The 22,698-nt window shown below is 38.5% G+C and carries 22 protein-coding genes and 1 riboswitch; of the genes, 4 read left to right on the forward strand and 18 right to left on the reverse strand.

Annotation, left to right across the window (positions count from 1 at the left end; all coding sequences use genetic code 11):
• Nucleotides 1-7 precede the first annotated feature (7 nt).
• The 6 genes from SB717_RS03600 to SB717_RS03625 form a co-directional block, all read right to left on the reverse strand.
• Nucleotides 8-1,273, reverse strand: a complete 1,266-nt coding sequence (locus SB717_RS03600) for a glycosyltransferase family 4 protein (RefSeq protein ID WP_410903239.1) — start codon at nt 1,271-1,273, stop codon at nt 8-10.
• Between the two features lie 232 nt (nt 1,274-1,505).
• Nucleotides 1,506-2,585: a GDP-mannose 4,6-dehydratase gene (gmd, locus tag SB717_RS03605; RefSeq protein WP_098791065.1), complete on the reverse strand. Its 1,080-nt coding sequence runs from the start codon at nt 2,583-2,585 to the stop codon at nt 1,506-1,508.
• Nucleotides 2,586-2,649: 64 nt separating this feature from the next.
• Nucleotides 2,650-3,591, reverse strand: a complete 942-nt coding sequence (gene fcl, locus SB717_RS03610; protein WP_410903240.1) for a GDP-L-fucose synthase — start codon at nt 3,589-3,591, stop codon at nt 2,650-2,652.
• Nucleotides 3,592-3,615: 24 nt separating this feature from the next.
• Nucleotides 3,616-4,308 (reverse strand): sugar transferase, encoded by a 693-nt coding sequence (locus SB717_RS03615; RefSeq protein WP_410903241.1) that lies wholly within the window; start codon nt 4,306-4,308, stop codon nt 3,616-3,618.
• A gap of 13 nt (nt 4,309-4,321) precedes the next feature.
• On the reverse strand, nt 4,322-5,215 hold the full coding sequence (gene galU, locus SB717_RS03620; RefSeq protein WP_410903242.1) for a UTP--glucose-1-phosphate uridylyltransferase GalU: 894 nt from the start codon (nt 5,213-5,215) through the stop codon (nt 4,322-4,324).
• Between the two features lie 314 nt (nt 5,216-5,529).
• Nucleotides 5,530-6,297 (reverse strand): tyrosine-protein phosphatase, encoded by a 768-nt coding sequence (locus SB717_RS03625; RefSeq protein WP_410903243.1) that lies wholly within the window; start codon nt 6,295-6,297, stop codon nt 5,530-5,532.
• A gap of 542 nt (nt 6,298-6,839) precedes the next feature.
• On the opposite strand from SB717_RS03625, the gene SB717_RS03630 reads away from it, so the two are divergent.
• Nucleotides 6,840-7,298, forward strand: a complete 459-nt coding sequence (locus SB717_RS03630; protein ID WP_080967549.1) for a VanZ family protein — start codon at nt 6,840-6,842, stop codon at nt 7,296-7,298.
• A 52-nt stretch (nt 7,299-7,350) separates the two neighbouring features.
• Here SB717_RS03630 and SB717_RS03635 read toward each other — a convergent pair whose 3' ends face one another.
• The 11 genes from SB717_RS03635 to SB717_RS03685 form a co-directional block, all read right to left on the reverse strand.
• Nucleotides 7,351-9,393: a SpoIID/LytB domain-containing protein gene (locus tag SB717_RS03635; protein WP_410903244.1), complete on the reverse strand. Its 2,043-nt coding sequence runs from the start codon at nt 9,391-9,393 to the stop codon at nt 7,351-7,353.
• 244 nt (nt 9,394-9,637) lie between these two features.
• A complete protein-coding gene (locus SB717_RS03640) occupies nt 9,638-11,170 on the reverse strand; it encodes a hypothetical protein (RefSeq protein ID WP_410903246.1) in 1,533 nt (510 codons plus the stop codon).
• A 99-nt stretch (nt 11,171-11,269) separates the two neighbouring features.
• Nucleotides 11,270-12,337, reverse strand: coding sequence for a glycosyltransferase family 4 protein (locus SB717_RS03645; RefSeq protein WP_410903247.1), 1,068 nt, complete (start codon nt 12,335-12,337; stop codon nt 11,270-11,272).
• A gap of 13 nt (nt 12,338-12,350) precedes the next feature.
• Nucleotides 12,351-13,136: a glycosyltransferase family 2 protein gene (locus SB717_RS03650; RefSeq protein ID WP_410903248.1), complete on the reverse strand. Its 786-nt coding sequence runs from the start codon at nt 13,134-13,136 to the stop codon at nt 12,351-12,353.
• A complete protein-coding gene (locus SB717_RS03655; RefSeq protein WP_410903249.1) occupies nt 13,133-14,335 on the reverse strand; it encodes an O-antigen ligase family protein in 1,203 nt (400 codons plus the stop codon). The genes SB717_RS03650 and SB717_RS03655 overlap by 4 nt, the downstream gene beginning before the upstream one ends.
• Complete coding sequence (locus tag SB717_RS03660; protein WP_410903250.1) at nt 14,328-15,773, reverse strand: oligosaccharide flippase family protein; 1,446 nt, start codon at nt 15,771-15,773, stop codon at nt 14,328-14,330. The genes SB717_RS03655 and SB717_RS03660 overlap by 8 nt, the downstream gene beginning before the upstream one ends.
• A gap of 9 nt (nt 15,774-15,782) precedes the next feature.
• Complete coding sequence (locus tag SB717_RS03665; protein ID WP_410903251.1) at nt 15,783-16,733, reverse strand: NAD-dependent epimerase/dehydratase family protein; 951 nt, start codon at nt 16,731-16,733, stop codon at nt 15,783-15,785.
• A gap of 12 nt (nt 16,734-16,745) precedes the next feature.
• Nucleotides 16,746-17,384, reverse strand: a complete 639-nt coding sequence (locus SB717_RS03670) for a sugar transferase (RefSeq protein WP_410903252.1) — start codon at nt 17,382-17,384, stop codon at nt 16,746-16,748.
• Nucleotides 17,385-17,415: 31 nt separating this feature from the next.
• A complete protein-coding gene (locus SB717_RS03675) occupies nt 17,416-18,048 on the reverse strand; it encodes a CpsD/CapB family tyrosine-protein kinase (RefSeq protein ID WP_043979911.1) in 633 nt (210 codons plus the stop codon).
• Nucleotides 18,038-18,772, reverse strand: coding sequence for a YveK family protein (locus SB717_RS03680; RefSeq protein ID WP_410903253.1), 735 nt, complete (start codon nt 18,770-18,772; stop codon nt 18,038-18,040). The genes SB717_RS03675 and SB717_RS03680 overlap by 11 nt, the downstream gene beginning before the upstream one ends.
• 33 nt (nt 18,773-18,805) lie before the next feature.
• Nucleotides 18,806-19,966: an acyltransferase family protein gene (locus SB717_RS03685; protein ID WP_410903254.1), complete on the reverse strand. Its 1,161-nt coding sequence runs from the start codon at nt 19,964-19,966 to the stop codon at nt 18,806-18,808.
• A 312-nt stretch (nt 19,967-20,278) separates the two neighbouring features.
• On the opposite strand from SB717_RS03685, the gene SB717_RS03690 reads away from it, so the two are divergent.
• Together SB717_RS03690 and SB717_RS03695 are read left to right on the forward strand one after the other, a co-directional pair.
• Nucleotides 20,279-20,614 (forward strand): helix-turn-helix domain-containing protein, encoded by a 336-nt coding sequence (locus tag SB717_RS03690; RefSeq protein ID WP_034653819.1) that lies wholly within the window; start codon nt 20,279-20,281, stop codon nt 20,612-20,614.
• A 111-nt stretch (nt 20,615-20,725) separates the two neighbouring features.
• Nucleotides 20,726-20,812: riboswitch (cyclic di-GMP riboswitch) on the forward strand.
• Between the two features lie 20 nt (nt 20,813-20,832).
• Entirely contained in the window at nt 20,833-20,955 is a 123-nt protein-coding gene (locus SB717_RS03695) for an anti-repressor SinI family protein (RefSeq protein WP_080781629.1), read from the forward strand.
• Between the two features lie 77 nt (nt 20,956-21,032).
• Here SB717_RS03695 and SB717_RS03700 read toward each other — a convergent pair whose 3' ends face one another.
• On the reverse strand, nt 21,033-21,824 hold the full coding sequence (locus SB717_RS03700; protein WP_410903255.1) for a histidinol-phosphatase HisJ family protein: 792 nt from the start codon (nt 21,822-21,824) through the stop codon (nt 21,033-21,035).
• 233 nt (nt 21,825-22,057) lie between these two features.
• Here SB717_RS03700 and SB717_RS03705 point away from each other — a divergent pair, with 233 nt between their 5' ends.
• Nucleotides 22,058-22,615, forward strand: coding sequence for an HPP family protein (locus SB717_RS03705; protein WP_098779641.1), 558 nt, complete (start codon nt 22,058-22,060; stop codon nt 22,613-22,615).
• Nucleotides 22,616-22,698 lie beyond the last annotated feature (83 nt).

Genomic DNA, 22,698 nt, shown 5'->3' on the forward strand with positions numbered 1-22,698 from the left:
TTACCTCTCAGCAAGACTTAACTTCTTTGATATATTTATTTATAGAGACATTTTTAGTTAGATTTCCAACCAAGTAAGCCCTTCCGCTTTGACTCATATCTCTGACAATACTAGTTTCTTTTTCATCAAGATACCTTTGAATTAATGTCTCAACCATTTTGTAATTGCCCGGCTCAGTCACATATCCACACTGCGTTTCTTCTATAATTAAACGTGCTTCTGATCCTTTTTCCAGGGCACCTAGTATTGGTTTTCCAGCAGCAATAATTCCGTATAATTTACTCGGAACTGATACACCTTTAATTCCCTTAGCATTTAAGCACCAGTGAACATCACCCGCGTTTAAGCTATAAATTAAATCTGACTTATCTTGATAAGGAATAAACCGGACATTTTGAAGATTATTTTTCTCTTTGTATTGAACTAAGCTCTCTCGAATAGTACCTTCTCCTATAAAAGCAAAAACTACATCGTCTCTATCTTTAAACTTTTCTATAACATTCATCAAGTTTTCAAGATCATAATAAAGTCCTAGATTACCTGAATACATAATGATAAACTTATCCTGCAAACCATACTTTTCTTTAAAAGCTACTACTTTTTCATGATCTGCTGGCAAAGGATAAATTTCTTTCTCATCAATCCAATTATTAATAAATGTATGGTTAGGTACTTTTCTTCCTTTAAATCTACCTTTTAATGTTTCAACCATATCGCGCCCAACCACAATTACCTTATCAGCTTGTCTACAACTGAACTTATCAAACATCATCATAGCTTTTAGAACCAGCTTGTTTTTACTATATCCAACAGCCATTGTCTGTTCTGGATTGAAGTCTTGGATATTGTAAATATATTTAGCTCGCTTCATCCATTTACCCCAAACACCAAGCAGACCTCCTAAAATAGGTGGCTGAGAAATAGAATATACGTAGTCCATTTTTCCAACTTTAAAGGTAGCAATCATAGCTCCAATAAAATAGGAAAGAATATTTTTAACTCTGCTTAGTTTATTGCTCTTAGAAAATTCCGGTACACGGATACGAATAACCTTTACGCCGTTAATCTCTTCTTTGTAAAACATTTTCTTTTTATATTCGTCCGCAACTTTTCCTGTATAAGATGGAACTACACAGACTATTGTTATATCAAATTCGTGAATCATTCCTTCTGCTAACTCTCTTAAGATTTGACCTGTGGAAGCTACATCTGGAATATAATAATGCGCATATATTAATAGTTTTTTCTTATCAGTTTTCACCTTTTCGACCATAGAATGTCTCTTTCCTATCTGCATGAGGCTACACTTACTTATCTTAATAAAAAACTTGTTTTACTAGCCTCTAATATATTATTTATGAATTATTGTTGCTAAGATACTTTACAATGTTAAAAAGAGCACTTCTCTCTATTTCTATGTAATGCGTACATTAAAACAGAAAGAAGTTAGCTCCTTTTGACAGTCCTATATTAAATTTAATCAGTCATTGATTCTAAGTGAAAAATCAATCAAACATCACCTTAATCTTCTCTTCACTCTCAACCTTCTTCATATCCGCTTCCACCATAATACGAACTAGTTCTTCAAATGAAGTCTTAGTTGGATTCCAGTTTAATAGCGTCTTCGCTTTAGTCGGATCTCCCAATAATTGATCAACTTCCGCAGGACGGAAGAATTTAGGGTCGATTTCTACAATCACTTCACCAGTTGCTTTGTTTGTTCCTTTTTCTTCTAAGCCTTCACCGCTCCACTCAATTTCAATGCCTGTGTGTTTGAATGCAAGCTGTACAAATTCACGTACTGAGTGCATTTCACCTGTTGCAATAACAAAGTCTTCTGGTTTGTCATGCTGAAGAATTAACCACATGCACTCTACATAGTCTTTTGCGTAACCCCAGTCACGTAAAGAATCTAAGTTTCCTAGCGTTAATTTTTGTTGTTTGCCTTGTGCGATACGTGAAGCAGCAAGCGTAATTTTACGCGTTACAAACGTTTCACCTCGGCGCTCTGACTCATGGTTAAATAAAATACCGTTTACAGCAAACATATTATAAGATTCACGGTAGTTCTTTGTAATCCAGAAGCCGTAAATTTTCGCTACACCGTATGGAGAACGCGGGTAGAAAGGTGTTGTTTCTTTTTGCGGCACTTCTTGTACTTTCCCGTACAGTTCAGAAGTAGAAGCTTGGTACACACGCGTTTTATCTGTTAACCCTAAAATACGTACAGCTTCAAGAATGTTTAACGTACCTTTTGCATCAACGTCTAATGTATATCCAGGCATATCAAAAGATACGCGTACATGTGACTGTGCAGCTAAGTTGTAAATTTCATCTGGCTGAATGTCACCAATGATACGCGTAACGTTTAGTGCATCGGTTACGTCACCGTAGTGAAGGTGGAAGTTTGAGTTGTTTAATAATGCGCTTGCTGCTTCTTCTGTTAAAAGATCTTCTAGACGCTCTTGATTATAAGAAGAGCTGCGACGAATTAATCCGTGAACCTCGTAACCTTTTTCTAGTAATAATTCTGCTAAATATGATCCGTCTTGTCCTGTTACACCTGTAATTAATGCTGTTTTCATCTTATCCTCCATATATATCGACTGTTATTTTGTTTTTTTTATCTATTAAATTGAAAATTTTTATTTATTTTGCTGCAGCTAGTTCGTTATCTAGAAACCATTGATATGCTTTTTGAAGGCCGTCTTCTAGAACAGTTTCTGCTTTCCAGCCAAGACCGTTCAGCTTTGTTACGTCTACTAGTTTACGAGGCGTTCCGTCTGGTTTTGACGTATCAAATTGAATATCCCCTTCATAACCGACAACTGCTTTTACTTTTTCTCCAAGCTCTTTGATTGTAATATCTTCTCCCACACCAATATTGACGATTTCATTGCCTTCGTATGTATTCATTAAGAACACGCACGCATCTGCTAAATCATCTGAATATAGGAATTCACGTTTTGGTGTGCCTGTTCCCCACATTTCAACAAACGGCGCATTGCTTTCTTTCGCTTCGTGAAACTTGCGAAGCAGTGCCGGAAGAACGTGTGATGTATGAAGATCAAAGTTGTCATTTGGACCGTAAAGGTTCGTTGGCATTGCTGAAATGTACTTTGTTCCGTACTGACGGTTATAGGATTCACACATTTTGATTCCAGCAATTTTAGCAATTGCATACGGTTCGTTTGTTGGTTCAAGCGCACCTGTTAGTAAGTACTCCTCTTTTAGAGGCTGAGGCGCTAATTTCGGATAAATACATGTACTTCCTAAGAATAATAGTTTCTCTACATCATTTCGGTACGCTGCGTCAATGATGTTTGATTGGATCAATAGGTTATCGTGAATAAATTCTGCAGGATATTCATTGTTTGCCACAATACCGCCTACTTTAGCTGCTGCTAAGAAAACAAATTCTGGCTTTTCTTCTGCAAAAAATGCCTCGACTTGCGGTTTGTCTCGTAAATCTAGCTCAGCGCTTGTGCGATATACTAAATTGTTATAGCCTTTTTCCTGTAATTTTCGTACGATAGCTGAACCAACAAGTCCTCTGTGGCCAGCTACATAAATTTTTGAATTTTTGTTCATTTTAAGACACCAGCTTTCCTTTGGTTAATAAGCATTTTTTGAACCAAACAGCAATAGAACCGTTCGGCATATAATCGTAATATCCGTCTTTAAAGACCGTGTTGTCATATACGTTAAATCTAATTCAACCATTTCTTCAAAACCAACGTTGCTTCTTCCGCTGACTTGCCATAACCCTGTACAGCCAGGCGTTACGAGCAAACGCTGTTTTTGATATTCGGTATATTCATTGACTTCTCTTACAAGCGGCGGCCGTGGACCCACTAGACTCATATCACCTTTTAACACGTTTAATAACTGAGGAAGTTCGTCAATACTTGTTTTCCGAATAAATCTTCCTATTTTAGTTACTCGCGGGTCGTTTTTCATTTTAAACATGGCACCCGTTGCTTCATTTTGCTGAAGTAATTCAGCTAGCTTGGCTTCTGCATCTGATACCATGGAACGAAACTTGTACATGTTAAATTCTTTGCCATTTTTACCTACACGCTTCTGTGAAAAGAAAATCGAACCTGTGGGATCTTCTATTTTAATTAATAGACCAATCACAATAAAAACAATTAATAGTACAAGCAGTCCTGCCAATGCTCCGATTACATCGATACATCTTTTCGAAAAAAGGTATCCTTTTTTATTGTTAGGATTTACTTTTTTCTCTACTGGGGGTGCTTGGACAGCAGCTTCTGTTTTTGGTTCAGCAATCACTGGCAACTTCATTCACCCCTTCTAATCACTCAACAGTTACTTTATTGTCAGCTTCTTTTTTCACTAGATTATCCATGATTTCTAGTAAACTTTCTTTTAACTCTGAGTGCTGCAGTGCAAATTCAATCGTCGTTTCAATAAACCCTAGCTTCTCTCCAACATCATATCGTTTGCCTTCAAAATCATAAGCAAATACACGCTGAATTTCGTTTAATTTTTGAATGGCATCCGTTAATTGAATTTCACCCCCGGCTCCGACTTCTTGCTCTTCTAAAAATTTAAAGATTTCAGGTGTAAATACGTAGCGTCCCATGATTGCTAGATTTGAAGGTGCCGTACCTGCTGCTGGCTTTTCAACAAACGTATTCACTTGATGACGGCGGCCGTCGTTTGAAACCGGATCAATAATTCCGTAGCGGTGCGTTTGGTTATCAGGCACCGTTTGAACGCCGATTACTGAAGATAATGTTTGCTCGTATTCATTCATCAGCTGACGAAGACATGGTGTTTCCGCTTGTACAATGTCATCACCAAGCAGCACAGCAAAAGGCTCGTCCCCAATAAATTTACGTGCACACCATACAGCATGTCCTAGCCCTTTTGGTTCTTTTTGACGAATGTAATGAATTTCTACGTTCGATGATTGCTGTACTTTTTCTAAAATATCAAACTTCTCTTTTGAAACTAGATTATTTTCCAGCTCGGGTGCAAAGTCGAAATGATCTTCAATCGCTCTTTTGCCTTTACCTGTGACGATAATAATGTCTTCGATTCCTGAAGCAATCGCTTCTTCAACGATGTATTGAATCGTTGGCTTATCAACAATTGGAAGCATTTCTTTTGGCATTGCTTTTGTAGCCGGCAGGAAGCGTGTTCCAAGTCCAGCTGCTGGAATAATTGCTTTTTTTACTTTTTTCATCAATTCATCATCCCTCATTCTCTCTTTTTATTTACTGATTTAGGTATGTACGAGATGTAAATACTTATGGAAACGCTGTATCTATACAGCTCTTTCATAAGTATTTACATAATTAAATTTTGGGCATCTAACCCGTCCTCACACCATACTCTTGACAACAATCGTGTCTAAGGTGTTTGAGCACCCACAGTACAGCCGAGTATCTCCTTTGATAGTGGTTAGGAGATATCACCATTTTTAAATATTTGTAACTTTTATTGAATATTAATCCACCCTCACTAAAAAAAGAAGAAAGCTGTCAGGAATTCTGTCTTTTAAAAGATTCCTAAAAACTTTTTCTTCTTCACTTGCTGGGGCGTATCTTGAAAACAAACGTAGCCTTTTATAACAGCTTCTGCATTTTCATGAAACATGTATAACGTGTCAATTCCATATTCAGATGAAATCAACTCGCTTGCTTCTTGCATGTAGAAGTTTCTTCCTGATAGATTGTGCGCGTCAGAAGCAATCATATGAGTTAAGTTTGCTTGGATTAAATCCATAGAAAATTTCTTGATTTTTTTACCGAATCTTCCTGTTAAGCTGGATGCTGTAACTTGAGTGAGAACTCCTTTGTTCACCAGCTTGTATAAAATATCTGGATCTTCTATAAGCCTGCTGTTCCGCTCAGGATGAACAATAATAGGTGTTAGCCCTTCCGATTGGATGTCGTAGACTAATTTTTCTGTGAATTTCGGCACTTGGCTGGACGGCAGTTCTAAAAACAGGTATTTATTTGTTTGATTTAAAGTGAGTATTTTACCATCTTGATAGTCTTCAATAATTTCTCCATATATACGAGACTCTTGACCTGGTAATATCGTAAGAGGGATATTTTCTTGATGCAGATGAGTATTTAATCGTTCCACTCGCTGTATAATTTCATTTTTTTCATTTATGTATTGGCCATTGTGGTGGTGAGGAGTTGCAACAATTGTATGGATCCCTTCACTTACTGCTTGCTTTGCCATTTGTAAGCTGTCTTCTATGGTTTTAGCACCGTCGTCAATACCGTGCAAAATATGACAGTGAAGATCAATCATTTCTTACTTCCTCCTTCTCCTCCAAATAAGCTATATGAACTAGTTCATACTTATGAAATACTACCATAGGCATATTAGCCCTTCAATGTCTTATTTTGTCGAAAATTATCAAATGACTAAATTTCTTCTTATTATGACGTTTTTTGTATCTGAAATAGTCTTTTCTTATCATGATAAACGTTATAACTGTATACTAATTTTTTATAATAATTAGATCTATTTTCTTTTAAAAGAATTTTATTCCAATTAACTCCGCAAAACCTATTTTATCAGTGAAACTCTTACATTTATTGAGCCTAGAGAATTATTTATTTTTAAATTTCTGATAAAAATAAGAATTTTTGTTTGTTATATTGAAAACGCAACCATTGCCTTCTTTATTGCTTTTTCACTGAAAAAAATCCCGACAAACAGTAAATTTTACCTAATTAAAATATAACCAATAAGACCCAATTTAGTCATATACTCTAACTAATTCCTTGCATTTTTCACCATCTTTTTTTATCATTAAGTGAAAATTTTGTAGAGAAAAGAGTTTTTTTATGATTTTAAAACGTGTGTTATTAGTTCTTTTGCTATTATCTATTTCAAAGTTCTCCCACACTCCCCATTTAGAAGTAACGGATCCTTCCAGCTGGACAAATCCGTCCGCTTGGGATCACAACGCTACGCTTTGGTCTGTACTGCACCCTGGCAGTGAATTTTTCACAGCCTACAGCTATGGTTTTAACGTTGAGTTCATTGTGCGAAAAATTGCCCACCTTTCTTTTTTCGGCATGCTAGGCCTACTTTTTTACTGGAATTTAAAAAAGCAGAGCTATCGTTACATAAAAGCATGGCTGTGTGTAGCTGCGTTTGCATTTATAGATGAAGTGCATCAGGCGTTTATTATCGGCCGAGATGGTCGGATTATAGATGTAGCTGTTGATTCACTAGGTGCAGCCATTGCTTTATATTTGTTATATCGGGCGAGAAGAACGAATGTAAGAGTACCAAAGTAAAAAAAGCATGCCGCTGGCATGCTTTTTTTTATGCTGTAAATCTCGTATTCTTTTATTTTACCGTCACTTTCGTATACGTGCTGTAGCCCCCTTGACCTTTCACTAACACGTGCAGAAGTGTCCCGGATTTTTGCTTTGGCACCGTGATAGAAAAACTTCCTCCGTTATCTGTTTTTCCCGTCGCAATGATATCTGGCCATACTTTTACATAAATTGTTGAGTTTGGCTCCGCTGTTCCCATTAGGTTTGTATCTTGGCTTGAAATGGCATTAACTTTTGCTGCTTCAGGAGCTGTATCAGACTGCACAAATAGTTTTGTATACGTGCTATAGCCGCCTTGGCCTTTTACTAATACGTGAAGCTGCTTGCCCGCAGGCTGCTTGGGAATCGTAATAGAAAAGTTTCCTGCGTTATCCGTTTTTCCTGTCGCAATCGTATCCGGCCATACTTTTACGTAAATAGTCGAATTTGGCTCCGCTGTTCCCGTTAGATTTGTATCGCCTTCATTTAACTCATTTACTTTTGCTGCTTCAGGGGCTGCATCAGATTGCACATAAACTTTTGTGTACGTACTGTAGCCGCCTTGACCTTTCACTAGTACGTGAAGCATCGTTCCTGCTTGTTGTTTTGGCACGTCAAACGAAAAGTTTCCTGCAGCATCTGTTTTTCCTGTCGCAATCGTATCCGGCCATACTTTTACGTAAATGGTCGAATTAGGTTCAGCTGTTCCTGATAGTTTGCTGTCACCAGCCTTGATTGGATTCACTTGAGCTGGCTCTGGAACCGTAATTCGAAGGTATTTATCTGTATAGTGAGAGACTAAGCTTACTCCCGGATAGTAAAAGCTCAGTATATTCGTATATGATTTTCCTTGAGCAGCCATCGCATTCGCTCCGAATTGGCTCAAGCCGACTCCATGTCCATTTCCTTTTCCTTCAATGGTAATGGTTTGAGTATCTGTCTTTTGATTAGTAACAATCAGGCTTTTAAAGTGGATGCCGTCAAGCATAAATCGAATGTTATCTGCCTTGTCCCCGACTCGGCTCCATGTTTTAACCGCAAGCTTGTTGTCTTGATCTACTTCGCCTTTCATCACGTAGGTTACGCTGATATCTCCTTTGCTCATACGCTGACCTGATGTTGGTTGATAAAGGTTAACTTTAGAAATGCCCACAATCTTAATGTCTTTTCCTTTAAATTGAGTCTCCGTCAGCATTTGCGCTTTAATTTTGCCTGCAATTTTTTCATCTGCTTCTTTTGTTTGACTCCACCAAGCATCTGGGTTTTTTAAATCTTTTGTAGATAGGTCAATTTGCTGTTTTTGAACTGTTAATGACCATTTTGTTTGAGGATCATACGGATCAGTTTTCACTTGAAAGTAGGGATGAGAAGCTTTTCCCCATGCATTGTAATCAGATTCAATGATTCCGCCGTTGCTTGAAGAAAACACAGAGTTAATTAACGCACCGTTGTACTTTAATACTTTTCCAAACGTTTCATCAACTGCGCTGTTGGTACTGTTGTACCATTCATATCCTCCGTATACCTGAAAACTTGTTGTATCATCAATGATTTTACTTGCATAGCTTAATGCGTATGTTCTCGCAGCAACAGCCTGAGATTTTAACGCATCAGCATGCCAAGACGTATACACTTCTTTTGGAACAACGCCTTTTAAATAATCTTCCATTGGAATTGTATTGATGGGCCTGACATATTTGCTGCTTTCGTTAGTAAACTGTACGTTTCCTAAGTAGTTTCTGTTATTAATAGAAAGGAAGGCTTCGTATGTAGATGGTTTAGCAGTGAAGCTATCGAATTCACCAAGAACTTCTTGGTTATGCAGTAGTTTGACTTTGCTCCCCGCTACTTTTACTTCGTACTCTGTATTAGCTTGAAGCGTTAATTTGCTGTCTGCAATCGTATAGGACTGCGATGGTTTAATTTTAATACTGGATTGATTGCCTAAATAATTTCTTAATTTTACGGATACCGTCGGCTCTGTTTCGGCTGCTTGTACATGCTTAATTGCAGCACTATAGCTAAACGTAACCAGTAAACTTAGCATGAATAAAATGGGTAAAATCTTTCTCATTCTGTCTACTTGTCTCCTTGTCTATTTTTCTGTTTTCCTTCGTTATATCGGCAGACTTTCGACAATTTCCAACCTTTTTAGCTAAGTTTAATTAAAATATTTCTTTATTTGAGACTAGGCAACAAATAAACCAGATAACTTACGGTTTTAAGGCTTGTTCTATCCATAGTACGCTCGTGACTTTTTATCGACATAAAAAATAGCTTCTCATGAAAAGAAGCTGGTTTAAAAATAATTTCTCTACTTAGATTTTTGTCCCGGAGACTTTCCCTGTGTTATCAACGCTTAGCTTCCAGCTTTGTCCGTCAGGAGATTTAAGGATCAGGCTGTTTCCTTGCTGGAACTCAAGGTTTCCGTACATTTTGCTTCCGAAAGTTGCCACCCAAGAGGAACCGGGCATCATGGAAGACGTACCGAATATGCGGTTAATTCGAAAACGCTTATGGTCTTTCGTATATTCGCTTAGCGTAAGTCTCATTTTATACAGCGTATTGGCTCGCACTTCTGCCGTTACCGTGTTTCCTAAGTTGTTTTTTACGTCTTTTGCTGTTGTCCACGCGCCGTCTAGTGCTGTTAGATATTCAAATTTAATATTTTTAGGTGACTCGCCCCATCCAAATGAAACGCCTGCCATATTTAGCATTTTAATTGGATTTGCAGTAAAGTCCATTTCAATCACAACGGGAGCTGAAGCTGGCACGTCGAGGTAGTTCATGCTTTGTTCATCAACTAAGCTGAAGCAATTGCTGATGCTACCTCCGTACGGGGCTTTTCCAGCTGTTTGTTTGACGGTATATTTTTTATCAGCTTGTACAAAAATATCGTCTTGATTGCCGATGATATCCGGTTTTCCTGGAAGACCTGGAGCAAATATATTTCGGGTTTGTTCAAAAGGAGAAGTGATGTCATTATATTGGCCGTTGTTTAAAATCGATGTGGATAAAAGGTTAGAGGCAAGCTGATTTCGATGTGAGATACTCGTAAATTCTACCGGCGGTTCTCCTCCGTTCATCAAATACGCATCCCAAATATGCCCTTCAAACGTATTATAAGCACCTGAACATTTAATTGCTCGTTTCGTTTGACTGCGGCACTGTATTTGAAAATGACTAAAGCTATTTCCTGACGTTTCATACGGCACGTCACTGATGCCGGCTACGTCGATCCCATACTGACAGCCGTCAATCGACAAATAGCTAAAGTTATTGGCGTTAATCCATGCAGGCGTATTAATGTTAGTAATTTTTTCAGTTTGCAGCAGTACGCCCCTTTCAAAGTTGCGAAGGTGTACAAAGGATACGTTCACAAAGCTGATAAAATCCCACGCTTTCTGACAGTAAAAATAAATACCTTTTCCATTGTAAGCGCCTGACGTATTGATCATGCTGATGTTGCTTATCGTCGTTTTGTTTCCTGTTTCCAATTGCTGCGATCCGTGAAGGTAAATGATTGAAGATATAAAGGAAGGATCGGTCACTTCAACCGTTCCACCTGAAATGGAGGCATCTTTTTGAAGGGTAAATACATGATAATTTCCCGTTACTTTAAGTTTTGTTCCGCTGTCCATTTCAAACGAAATAGACGGTTTAATCACAAGAGGCGATGCGATGGCGTACGTATAGTTTCCTGTTAGTAGTACTCGTGATAACTTGTTAGCCTCTGCGTAATCGATTGCTTGCTGTATCGCAGGTGCATCATCCGTCACGCCGTCTCTTTTCACGCCAAAACAAGCGGCGTCTACTATTCTTTCTTCACTGCAGTTTTCCATTAAACTCATCTCGCTTTCTCAGCAGGTGTAAAGCATGTACTGCTTGTATTACTTTATGCGTTTTGGCTACCTGTGGTTCACTTTTTCCATAGAAAAAAAGCTTCCGGTTTAGAAGCTTTTTGCGTTCATATTTACATATTGATCAGCAGTAGAAGCAAGCATTTGACTTGACGTAAAGTGCTGTTCGACTTTTTTTCTTGCGCCTTTAGCAAAACGCTGCTTTTGTTCTTGCTCGGCGTACAGTGCCGTAATTTTTTCTACGAATGCTTGAGGTGAATACGCAGGGATTAAATAGCCCGTATCTCCGTCTGCTATTGCTTCTTTCACGCCTCCTACATCAATTGAAATCATCGGTGTGCCAACGGCCATTGCTTCTAAAACAACCATTGGAAAGACTTCACGGTGAGAAGTTAACAGAAGCATATCCATTTTCGTAATAAATGCTTCAGGGTCTTCTACTTCTCCCCATATCTTTATCTTATGGGACAAGCCTTGCTGCTTGATAAGCTCTTGAATTCGCTGCAGCTCAGGACCTCCTCCTCCGATATGAAACTTCATGTGTTCGTTACCTTTCAGCAGTGAGGCGATTTCGATAAACAGCTCGTGATTTTTTTCTTTTGAAGCTCGTGCCAAAAGGCCAATATGACAGTCGAGTGAAGCAGCTTTTTCTTTAAACACAAACTGATCTAAGTCCACTCCGTTATAAATCGTTGTCACTTTACTACTATTCACGCCAAGATGCATTAACTGCTCTTGTTCAAAGCGGCTGACGGTAATCACTCCATGCACAAAAGAGTTTACGAGTTTACAAAAAAGACCCTTCGCTTTTTGTTCAAGCACCGTTACATTATGCTTTGTATAAAGTATTTTTACTTTTTTTCTCAGCACTGAATTCACGCATACTGCATACATCACCATACGCAGGCTGTTCGCATGAATGATGTCAATTTTACACGTTCGCACTTTTTTCCACAGTACATAAAGGTTGTGAAGATGATTTTTCCTGCTTAAAGGCGTGAACCGTTTTTTATATTGAATTTTACTGTACAGTTCTCCCATTGCAGCTGCTGTGTATACGGTAATGTCCGGATGATTCAACTGATTTTCGAGCTTGCAAAAATACGTTTCTGCTCCGCCTGTAATCAATTTATCTGTGATTAAAAGTACGTTTTTCAAGACTTCACATCCTTTACGATTTTGAGAGGTTTTTACTTTTAGCGTACGCATTCACGCTGTACTGCACAAAATAAGTGGCGCTTTTCCATAGCGGCAGCCTTTCTTGCTCGCGCAGGAGCCTCCAGTACCTCGTCGCTGCTTTCAGCTTGTTGCTAGAAACGGAGTGAGATACAAGACGGTAATAAGCAAGTGACTCTTGAAGGCCGTATGCTGTGTAGCCTTTTCTCAGGAGTGACAGCCAAAGCGCCGTGTCTTCCGGCTGAATGTTTGGCATTGAAATGGCCGAAATTTGCTTTTTATCAAGCATTACCGTCAAACAGCCGATAATAGTGTTACCAGCTAGCGTCTTGTAATCAACACCTTTTGGAACGTTTACTTCAACTCCTGTTTCTTCACCTTTTTCATTGATAATGCTGTAGCCTGTATAGGAAAAAGCGCAGTTTTTTTCCAGCATAAAGGCCACTTGCTTTGTAAGTTTTTCTGCGTTCCATACATCATCGCTGTCTAAAAAGGCAAGAAAACGTCCGCTTGCTGCATTTATTCCTTTATTACGCGCGGCTGCGGCTCCTGAATTTTTGGTAAGCTGAAGCAGTTGAATGCGTTGATCCTTTATACTAAACTTCTTTACTACTTCAGCTGTTTCATCTGTCGAACAGTCGTTAATCACAAGCAGCTCCCAGTTGAGGTACGTTTGCTGCTGAACAGATTGTATGGTGGATGAAATAAAGGCTGCGCAGTTATAGGCAGGTGTAACAATTGAAACGAGGGGCTGATCCGGTTGAAATTTAAAATTATTCATCTCGCACTCTCCTCACTTTGATGATTTCGTAAATAGCCTGAAAGCAGTGCTAAGTACAAAAAGAACAGCTCATTTACAATTAACGAAAGCGACATCATTTGAAGCAAAAAACCAGCAAACGTTAAAAATAAGTAAGGCTCTTTTTTATGAATTTTTTGTTTTAAAAGCTGAAGAAACACAAGAAGTAAAAAGCTAAAATATAGGCAAAAGCCAATCATACCCGTCTCTGATAAAATCTCTAAAAACGTGTTATGAACGTACAGCGCTTCGCCGTAGTAAAACAAATTGTACTCTGAAAAGTTAAAAGCACCGATTCCGGCAAACGGATGCGATGAAAAAAACTCAAATGCCCGGCTCCACAGGGAAAACCTTCCGCTTCCTCCGTCATGTAAAAAATCATCGGCTCGTTCGGTTAAAATGGTGAACACGTTAAAGTTCGTCATAAAATGGGCAATAAAAGCAAGTACACCAAATAAAAACACAAACGAAAGAACGGTTTTGAGACTGTTAAGCGAACGAGTAATAAGCAAGTACAAAATCAACACAGCGGCCATAGCGATTAATCCCCCACGGGAAAACGTTAAAACGCTTGTTAATGTGCTAAGTAAAAGCCCGACTTTATTTTTAGTACTATCGCTATTGGTTAAAAAGTAAGTAAAAAACAAGGTATTATAAAATACATAAATATTAGGATCATCCAGTACGCCAATCAAACGGGGATAGCTGCGGTCAATCATTACGCCCCATTTAATGATTTCTACATCGGATGCAAATTGAAAATGAACCGCTTGAAGACCCGCAATGTAAAGCAGTAAACTCACGCCGTTAAAAAGAATGCCAGCTCCGGTTAAAGCACGTTTGATGCTGCCGCTATGAAATTCTGCTATCACATATTTCATTAAAAAGTAGCAAGCAAGGATAAGCAAAACGCCTAGCATAATACGAAGACTCGCTTCTGGGTACAGAGAAAACGCTCCGGTCATACAGTAAAAAAGATAAAATAAAAGCAGCAACACTTCATACGCCTGGAGCTTATAGACGTAAAAAGAAGCAAAGCTAAGCAGCAGAAGTGCAAACAAAAAAATCATGTACGGCTTTAATGAAAAGCCAATATTGACGTTATATTTGCTTAGCGTGACAAGAACAAAAAGGCAAAACAAAACGGTCGGTTTTCGATTTTGTATATATACACTATCCATTTTGTGCCTCCTTTCTGTTCTCTACGTTTACTGGTTTGTTTTTTTGCAGGTAGCCTAATGCTTGATTTCTAATCTCTTTATCTAGCAACGTTAACAAAAACACTAGAAGCATGTTTACGCACAGCGCAATAAACGGGTGCTGCGAAAATAGCAGCGTAGTAAGCACAAGCGTACTGCCAAATAAACAAACAAAGACTGGAAAGGTTTTACGCATAATGACGACTCTTTCCGGATTACATAACCAGCAGCCAATAAATAAAATTCCTTCAATTAAAAGCGCAGCGTATACGGCTCCCATTACAGAATAAGCAGAGCTTAAAAAGTAGTAAAAAACAATTCCCGATACAACAGCAACTAGCTGAACGCCCGTTCTTCTTCCTTGAAGTCCTTTTGTTGTTAAGCCGTCTGCTAGCGCTACGCTTAAACCCTGGAAAATCAGCATCAGCGACAGCCACTTTAACGCATCTCCGGCCGCATCCCATTTCTCTCCGAACAATAACGACACGGCAAGATCGGATAAATGATAAAAAGGAAGCGCCGTTAACATCCCTACTAAACTCATAAGCTTCACTTGCAAAATATTTAATTCTAAATGTTTGTCTGTCTGCTGGTGATTATAATGGCGAAATAACACCGGATAAAAAGCACCTGCCACAATTCCTGGAACTTGATACAGCGCCGATGGAATACGGTACGCAACAGCAAACACGCCGACGGCTGCAAGTGGAATTGTATTTTCTAATACGATTGGACCAAGCTGCGGCAGCAGCATAATCAGCAGTCCGCTTACAATAAAAGAGCCGATATTTTTTAGCAGCCCGCGTTGAATTTTCTTTTTCAAATTAAACGCTACTCTTTTTCCCACCATCCACAGACCGTACACTCCTGCTAAAAGATAGGAAAAGCCAAACAAAAACGAAATAAAAAATGGGCTTGTATGCATCAGCATTCCAATCGTCAGCAGCACCACCAGCAAAAGAGCTGAATAGATGCGAATCGCTCCTAAGTGATGCATTTGTTCAGTAAGCTGAAAATACGTAATCCCGATGCTTTGCATCGCAAGTCCTGTTACCATCGGTATAATCAAGTAGTACATCATCTTTACAAGTGATGCTTCGTGATAAAACAAGGAAATCACTATATACGCCCCTGCAAATGTAGCAAGCAAAAGCAGAATTCTCATCTTCACATACGAGGATAAAAGATGATCCACGTCAGCTCGCTTTTTAGATCCTTCGCGAAGCACCGTGTTGCTTAAGCCAACGTCTGTAAAGTAACCTAATATCATCGCAAAAGCTAGCGCTACGCTGAAGCTGCCGTAACTAGCTGCGCTTAAATACTGTGCCAGTACGATAAGCGCAGCTGCATTTAACAAACGTGATACAACCGTACTAATAAATAAGTGAACAATGTTTTTCCAAATGGAGTTTTTCTTCATACATCCCTCTTACTCCATCGTTTTAGCAAATTGCTGAGCTAACGTTTCATGATAATAGTCGTACGTTTTGGCTAATCCTTTTTCAAGCGTAAAAGCAGGCGACCACTTCAATAATTTGATGCTTTCTTTATTGCACAGCCTGCTGTCTGCAATATCACCTTCACGCACGCTGTGGTAAACAGGTGTTAATTGACTGCCTGATATGCTTTTCATTGTGAAAAAAAGTTCGTTAATGCTGATGCTGCTATTATTGGAAATATTAAACGTGCCGCACCCTTCATACTGAATGGCTTGTAAGCACGCCTGGCTCACGTCTTCTACGTAAATAAAATCTCTCGTTTGACGGCCGCTTCCGTAAATAACCGGCTGCTGGTTCGTAACAAACCGGTCAAAAAAGATTGAAATTACGCCGCCTTCACCCTGTGAATTTTGCCGCGGACCGTATACGTTGCTGTAGCGAAGTATGACGTAGTCAATATCATATAGCTGCTTGGCAAGCTTGAGATATTCTTCAGACGTAAATTTTGACAGTCCGTACGGTGAAGCTGGACTCGTTGGATGAGCAAGCGAAATTGGAGTAACGTTCGTATTTCCGTACACGGCCGCTGATGAAGCAAAAATGATTTTTTCAGCTCCGTGCTTTTTGCATGCATTAATAATGTTGATTGTTCCTTGAATATTAACATTGGCATCATGATGAAAATTAGTAACGGAATGAGCCACGCTTACTTGAGCCGCTTGGTGAACAACATAATGAGGTTTAAACTCGGCAAATACTTTATCTAATTCTTCACTCACAATATCTCCATAGTGAAAAGAAATGCCTCGATTTTCTAAGTTTGCTATTTTTCCCGTTGAGAGATTGTCGATTACCTTTACTTCAAATCCGTTTTGATAAAGAAGCTCTGCCATATGTGATCCAATAAAACCGCATCCGCCTGTAACTAATACTCTTTTCATGTTATCCCTCTCCTATCTTGATCCGTCTCCTGTTACGATGACTCTTAGCGTTTTTATCATAATCTTCACGTCAAACCGTATATTCGTATGTTGAATGTAGTAAAGATCGAGCTCCAGCTTTTCTGCTGGCGTTAACTCATATCCTCCGTTAATTTGTGCCCACCCTGTCAGGCCGGGCTTAACGGCAAGCCGCTGACTAAATGCAGGAAGTGTTTCTTGGAATTCTTCTATAAATACGGCTCTTTCAGGTCGTGGTCCGACAATGGACATATCGCCTTTTAATACATTCCACAGCTGAGGCAGTTCATCAATTCGCGTTTGGCGAATCAGCTTTCCTACTTTGGTGACCCGGCTGTCATTTTTAACTGCCCACTGCGCTCCGTTTTTTTCAGCGTCACTGTACATCGAACGCAGCTTCATAATCGTAAATGGTCTGCGGCTTTGACCTAGACGCTCTTGAAGAAAGAAAGGTGAACCCGGTGTTTCAATCATCACAATGAGCGCAAACAACAAAATAACAGGCAGCAAAACCACAAGAGCTATAAACGAAATCACAATATCAAACATGCGTTTACACAGTGAGTAAAAAAGTGTAAATTCTTTTTTTAGCACGTCGGAATCACTAATCGTTTTCGAGACAATTTGATTCATCGTTTCACTTCCTTCTATATAAAGTGAGGAGCTAGTGAGACGGACTCCAAATAACGCCTAGTACATGAATCCGCGCTTTTTCCAGCATATTTTTTGTTTTGACAACGGCATCTGCTTTTGTTTTGCGTTCTTCCACAACAAGCATTGTCGCATCACATTTTGCGGCAAGAATATGAGAATCTGTCTCTTCTAAAAACTGAGGCGTTTCAAAAAGAATCAAATCGTATTCTTCTTTCCATCTTTCTATAAGCTCATCAAAGTACGTGGAAACAAATAATGTTGATGCGTTTCGAAAGTGAGATCCTGCCGCAAGCACGTCCAGTCCTTTGTACGACGTTTGTTTAATCGGTAAATGACGGCTTTGCTTGTTTACTAACACATCCGTTAACCCTTCTGAACTTCCGAGATGAAAAAGCTGATGAAGAGAAGGACAATGGACGTTTCCGTCAATAAGAAGAACGTTTTTCCCTTGTTCAGCAAATGAAATACCTAGCTTAGCCGTCATAAGCGGCTTTTTATCGTTCACTTCCGCTGATGTGATTGTCAGGCATTTGGCTTCACTATTCAGCAGAACCTCAACATTTTTTCGAATCATATTTGTTTGGTTGATCGTTTTGGCATCTTGATACAGTGAAAATGGATACTTTCTTCGTTTAAAACTCAAGGTTCTCCCTCCTAGTCTTTGGCTGATCACTGCCTTGCTTTTGATTTCGCTTCATTTTTCGAGGTTGGAGTTCGATATGCCCAATGACAGGGAGTCCGATAAGTTCTTGAATATCTTGTTCACTTCGAACCGTATTATCAAGATATTCTCTCAGCATTGCTCCCGCTATTCCTACCAACAGACTGACCAAGATAGTAATAGCTGCAACCGGCAGCGGCTTTGGGAACACTTTAAGGCTCTGCGATGGTTCGGTTAATACTTGAATGTTGCTTCCTTTCATTAACTTCATCGCTTGATCTTTTGAAAGAAGAGCTACTTTATTTGCGATTTCACTTACTGTTTTCGAATTCTCGTTTCTTACGGTAATCGTGACAAATTGAGAGTTTTCGTTATGATCAATTGTAATTTGTTCACTCAGCTTTTTATTAGAAATAGTTAACTTTAATTCGTCTTTTACACCATTTATGATCATCGGACTTTTAATAAAATCGATATACGAAGAAATTAATTGGGTATTCAGCTGCGTAATATTAGCAATTTCATCTACATCCTTAGATGTTGCTTGATTAACAAGTACTTGAGTAGATGCTTGATACGTAGGCTTTAGTAAATAGAAACAAATGGTTGTGATGCTCATACTCGCTATGATTATGACTAGAAGCATCGTCAGCCATCTTCTTTTTAAAATTCGAAAAAAATCCTTTAGCTGAATTTTATCCTGCATCGTAAACTCACCTCCATATACTTTCTCTCTCTGCTACTTACGACTCACTGCTCTGCCAAAAACAACTTTGTTTCTTGTCAGGAATTTTCCTAATCTACTTGAAGGCTTTTCAACAAAATAATACGTGATAGAAGCCATCGCTAGTGATAAAAGGAAACAAATGCTTAAAATACTCCAGTACGGTAAAAACCCGTGTAACAAGTACATAGCTGAAAACAGCACAATGAGATGAGTTAAATATAAGCTGTACGAAACTTTACCTAGAAACGACAGCACTCCTGCGCGTAAAACCTTTGAAGCTGCCGGTGATGCTAAAGCGATAATAATGAACATACAGCTCCCTAGCATCACTGCCAGATTGCGGCATAAAAAGTTATTGGTGATGGCGTAATTCCCCATAATGCCTTCAGATAAATAACAGGTAAATGCAATCAGAACAACAAGACTCTTTTTAAATGTGCTAATTTTCAGATAAAGCTGAATAAAAAAATCTCGATATTTCGCTGTGACCGCACCCGCGGCGAATAAAAGCAAATAATGATAGGAAAGCAAGAAGTTCGTAGGTTCTAAGTTTAATTGATTAAGCAGTAATAGCGCTGATGATGAAACAAACACGAAAAACAATAGCATCATGATTTTCTTTGCGTCCATTCGCAGTAAAAGAATCATTAAAAGAGGAAAAATAATTGAAATTCTCATTTCATGAACAAGCGACCAAATAACATTGTTGTAAGCGTCTGTGTTAAATGTGCCAATTAAAAAGAAGTGCTGAAGAAGTAAACTTGGTGATTCGTTTGTGATCCATGAATGATTAAACCAGTGGCTTAACTGTGAAATCCCGCCTTGGCTAAATAAGATTTTGCATAAAATAGCCACACACACCGCAAACAAGTAAGGAAGATAAATTCGGCAAATTCTTCTTACAAGATAGTTCTCATACCGAAAAAAAGAACGCCCATAAAACGGCAGTGCTAAAACAAATCCGCTTAAGACAAAAAACAAAACAACTGATTCATTTCCACTGCTGAACAATAGCCGCAGCGGGCTTTCTTTTACCATGGACAGTAAAAAAGAAGAATCACCGTCATACCTATACTCGCTGAAGCTTGGATAAATCATGAGATAATGATTTATCACAACAAAAAGAGCTGCTAATCCTCTTAAAGAATCAAGTTCTACATATCTTTTTTCCATGTAATCTCCTATCCTAATGTAATAAATAATGTTATCTCTTTATCGCGCAAGGATCATTTCATATAGCGCTAGCGTACTATACAAAACGTTCACTATAGCGAATAAAAAGTGATAAATCGACAAATATTCTTAATAAAGAACAATTTGTAAGTGAAGTATAGCATAATATACCTGCATCAAGAATAGGTATTTTAACCTATTTTATTCTTTATAAAGAACAAAATATTATTTATTTTATATTTTTATGTACACACAATGCACAAATATGCGTTATAATGAACAAAAAACCTATAAGAAGAGGATGAACTGAATGTGATAGGAGAAAAGATTAAGAATTTGCGACTAAAAAAAGGCTATTCTATTACACGCTTGGCTGAAGAAGCCAATATTTCAAAATCGTATTTGTCTCATTTAGAAAAAGGGTTAAATAATAATCCTTCTCTTCAAATGCTTGATAAAATCGCTTCTTCTCTTCACACAACGATTGATGAATTAATTGAGGGAGACATCAGCTGTCCAGCTCTAACTTCAAAGCCAGCCCTCAATCTAGAGTGGCTTCATTTAATTGAACGAGCCATTCAAGACGGCATGACCAAAGAAGAATTTATTGAATTTCAGTATTATTTAAAGTTCCGTAAAACAAACTGATAGGTCCATTCACGAACGTTTAATTTTTTTGTTACAATCGACCTATTTCGACATCTTTTACAAATATTATTTTGTAAAATAACTGTATACTAAGAACACTATTACAAATTATCCAGATAAGGGCAAAACTATTGAAAAATAGTGACGCAAAGCTTCAGGTCTAAGGCCGCTTTCGGCTACGATAGCTGGGTTCCCTGGCAAAGGGTGGATGAATCGTAATGAAAAAAGAACATGTACTGTCAATCGATCAAGAGTGGGTAAGTCTTATGGAAGCAGCTCGCACGCTGGGGCTGACTATCGAAGAAGTCCGGAGGTTTTTGTCGGAGCTTAAGCGGAACTAAATTAAAAAAGCACGCTCAAATTAGAGCGTGCTTTTTGCAGTTATTATTATTCTAGAAGAAAGTAAACTCCACTTCTATTAAATACGAATTCCTTTTGGCTGACGCTCATCAAATGTATAAATCTCCGTAAATCCGCACTGTTTCGCCATTTCAACCGCTTCTTTCATATGTGCTCCTACAGTTTCAGCAAAGTGTGAATCAGATCCAATGGTTAAGATTTCTCCGCCTAAATCGCGGTACAGCCGAACAACTTCAAGTGCAGGCAATGCTTCGCCCAGCTTCCCTCTTATACCTGAAGTGTTAATTTCAATTCCAATATTACGATCAATGGCTTTTTTTAAAATATCTGCAAGAATATCTTTGAATTGATGAAAGTCGTAAATACCATATTGCTCAAATGCATAGCGCTTCATTAAATCTAAATGAGCCAATACATCAATGTCGGCGTCGCTTACTAGCTTATACATTTCGTTAAAATAAGCGCGGTAAATCGCTTCTTTGTCGTTGAGTTCTAAATGTTTGCGAAGCTTGATGTTATTAATGTTATGCACCGAACCTAAAATAAAATCAAAGTTCTCTTGCTTCATCATTTCTTGATACTTCTCTTTTAAATAGTGCGGCTCGCAAATTTCAATTCCTTTTTTAATCACGAGCTGACCTTGAAACTGATCTCTGCATTCAGCTAGTTCTCGTTCGTATTTATCAAAATCTATATGACCATAAGTTGGCGCTAATGGATTTAATGAAAAGTGCTCGGTAAAACAAATTTCGTTTATGCCGTTTTTTACAGCTTGTTCGCACACTTCCTTCATGACTGCCTGTGAGTCAAATGAATTGTTCGTGTGATGATGGTAGTCTACTAGATACATTATTTAGTCACCTCTAGGTTTATTATACATCTCTCTTGCTTTCCCTGCACATAGATACCCTTTATACCGCCTATCCCGCCTTTTTTCGTTCATAAAGAGTATTTCCAGTAAAAAAAGACATTTTTCCTCTTCCAGTAATCCTTGTTTTCTTATAAACTAACTTAATATAGCAGATGTTCTGACATACAACTTGACAAACAAATTTTACTTACACAAGAGAAAGGAAAGAAGAAATGCAGATTGAAAAAAGTTTTGCTCAAACAAAAAATCCCTTTCTGTCTTACTTAAGCTCTTATGCTAAAAAGATGAAAGGAGAACTAAAAGAAGAACCGAAAATCAATTATAGAGATGCGGTCGTTTCTTCGATCGGAGGCTTAATTGCCATTATCATCAGCAGTGCGATTGCACTAGCGCTTGGCTATCCAATGGCACTTGCTCCGATTGGCGCAAGCTGCGTGCTTGTCTTTGGGGCTCATAAAGGTCCTTTATCACAGCCGCGTCACGTACTGGGAGGGCACTTGCTTGCAACGGTTTCCGCACTTATTATTTGGAGTTTATTTCATCGAAGTCTAATCACTATCGCCATTGTGCTTGCGTTTGTTCTTATTTTAATGATTCTTACCAAAACCGTTCATCCTCCCGCTGCAGCGAGCGCAATTGTAGCTATTAATACTCAGGCAGGCTGGGGATACTTAGGTATTATTATGATTTGTGCATGTGTAGTTGTACTGATTTCTACCGTTTATAATAATTTATTTCAAGACCGGCAGTATCCCAGGTATTGGGTTTGATATATAAAAAAGACGTCTTCTCATGGAAGACGTCTTTTTTATTTGTTATTTCCTACTACGTTTTTTGCTGTTTCAGGGTCTAT

Origin of the sequence: Priestia sp. SIMBA_032, from assembly GCF_046535215.1 — a bacterium.
GTDB lineage: Bacteria > Bacillota > Bacilli > Bacillales > Bacillaceae_H > Priestia > Priestia aryabhattai.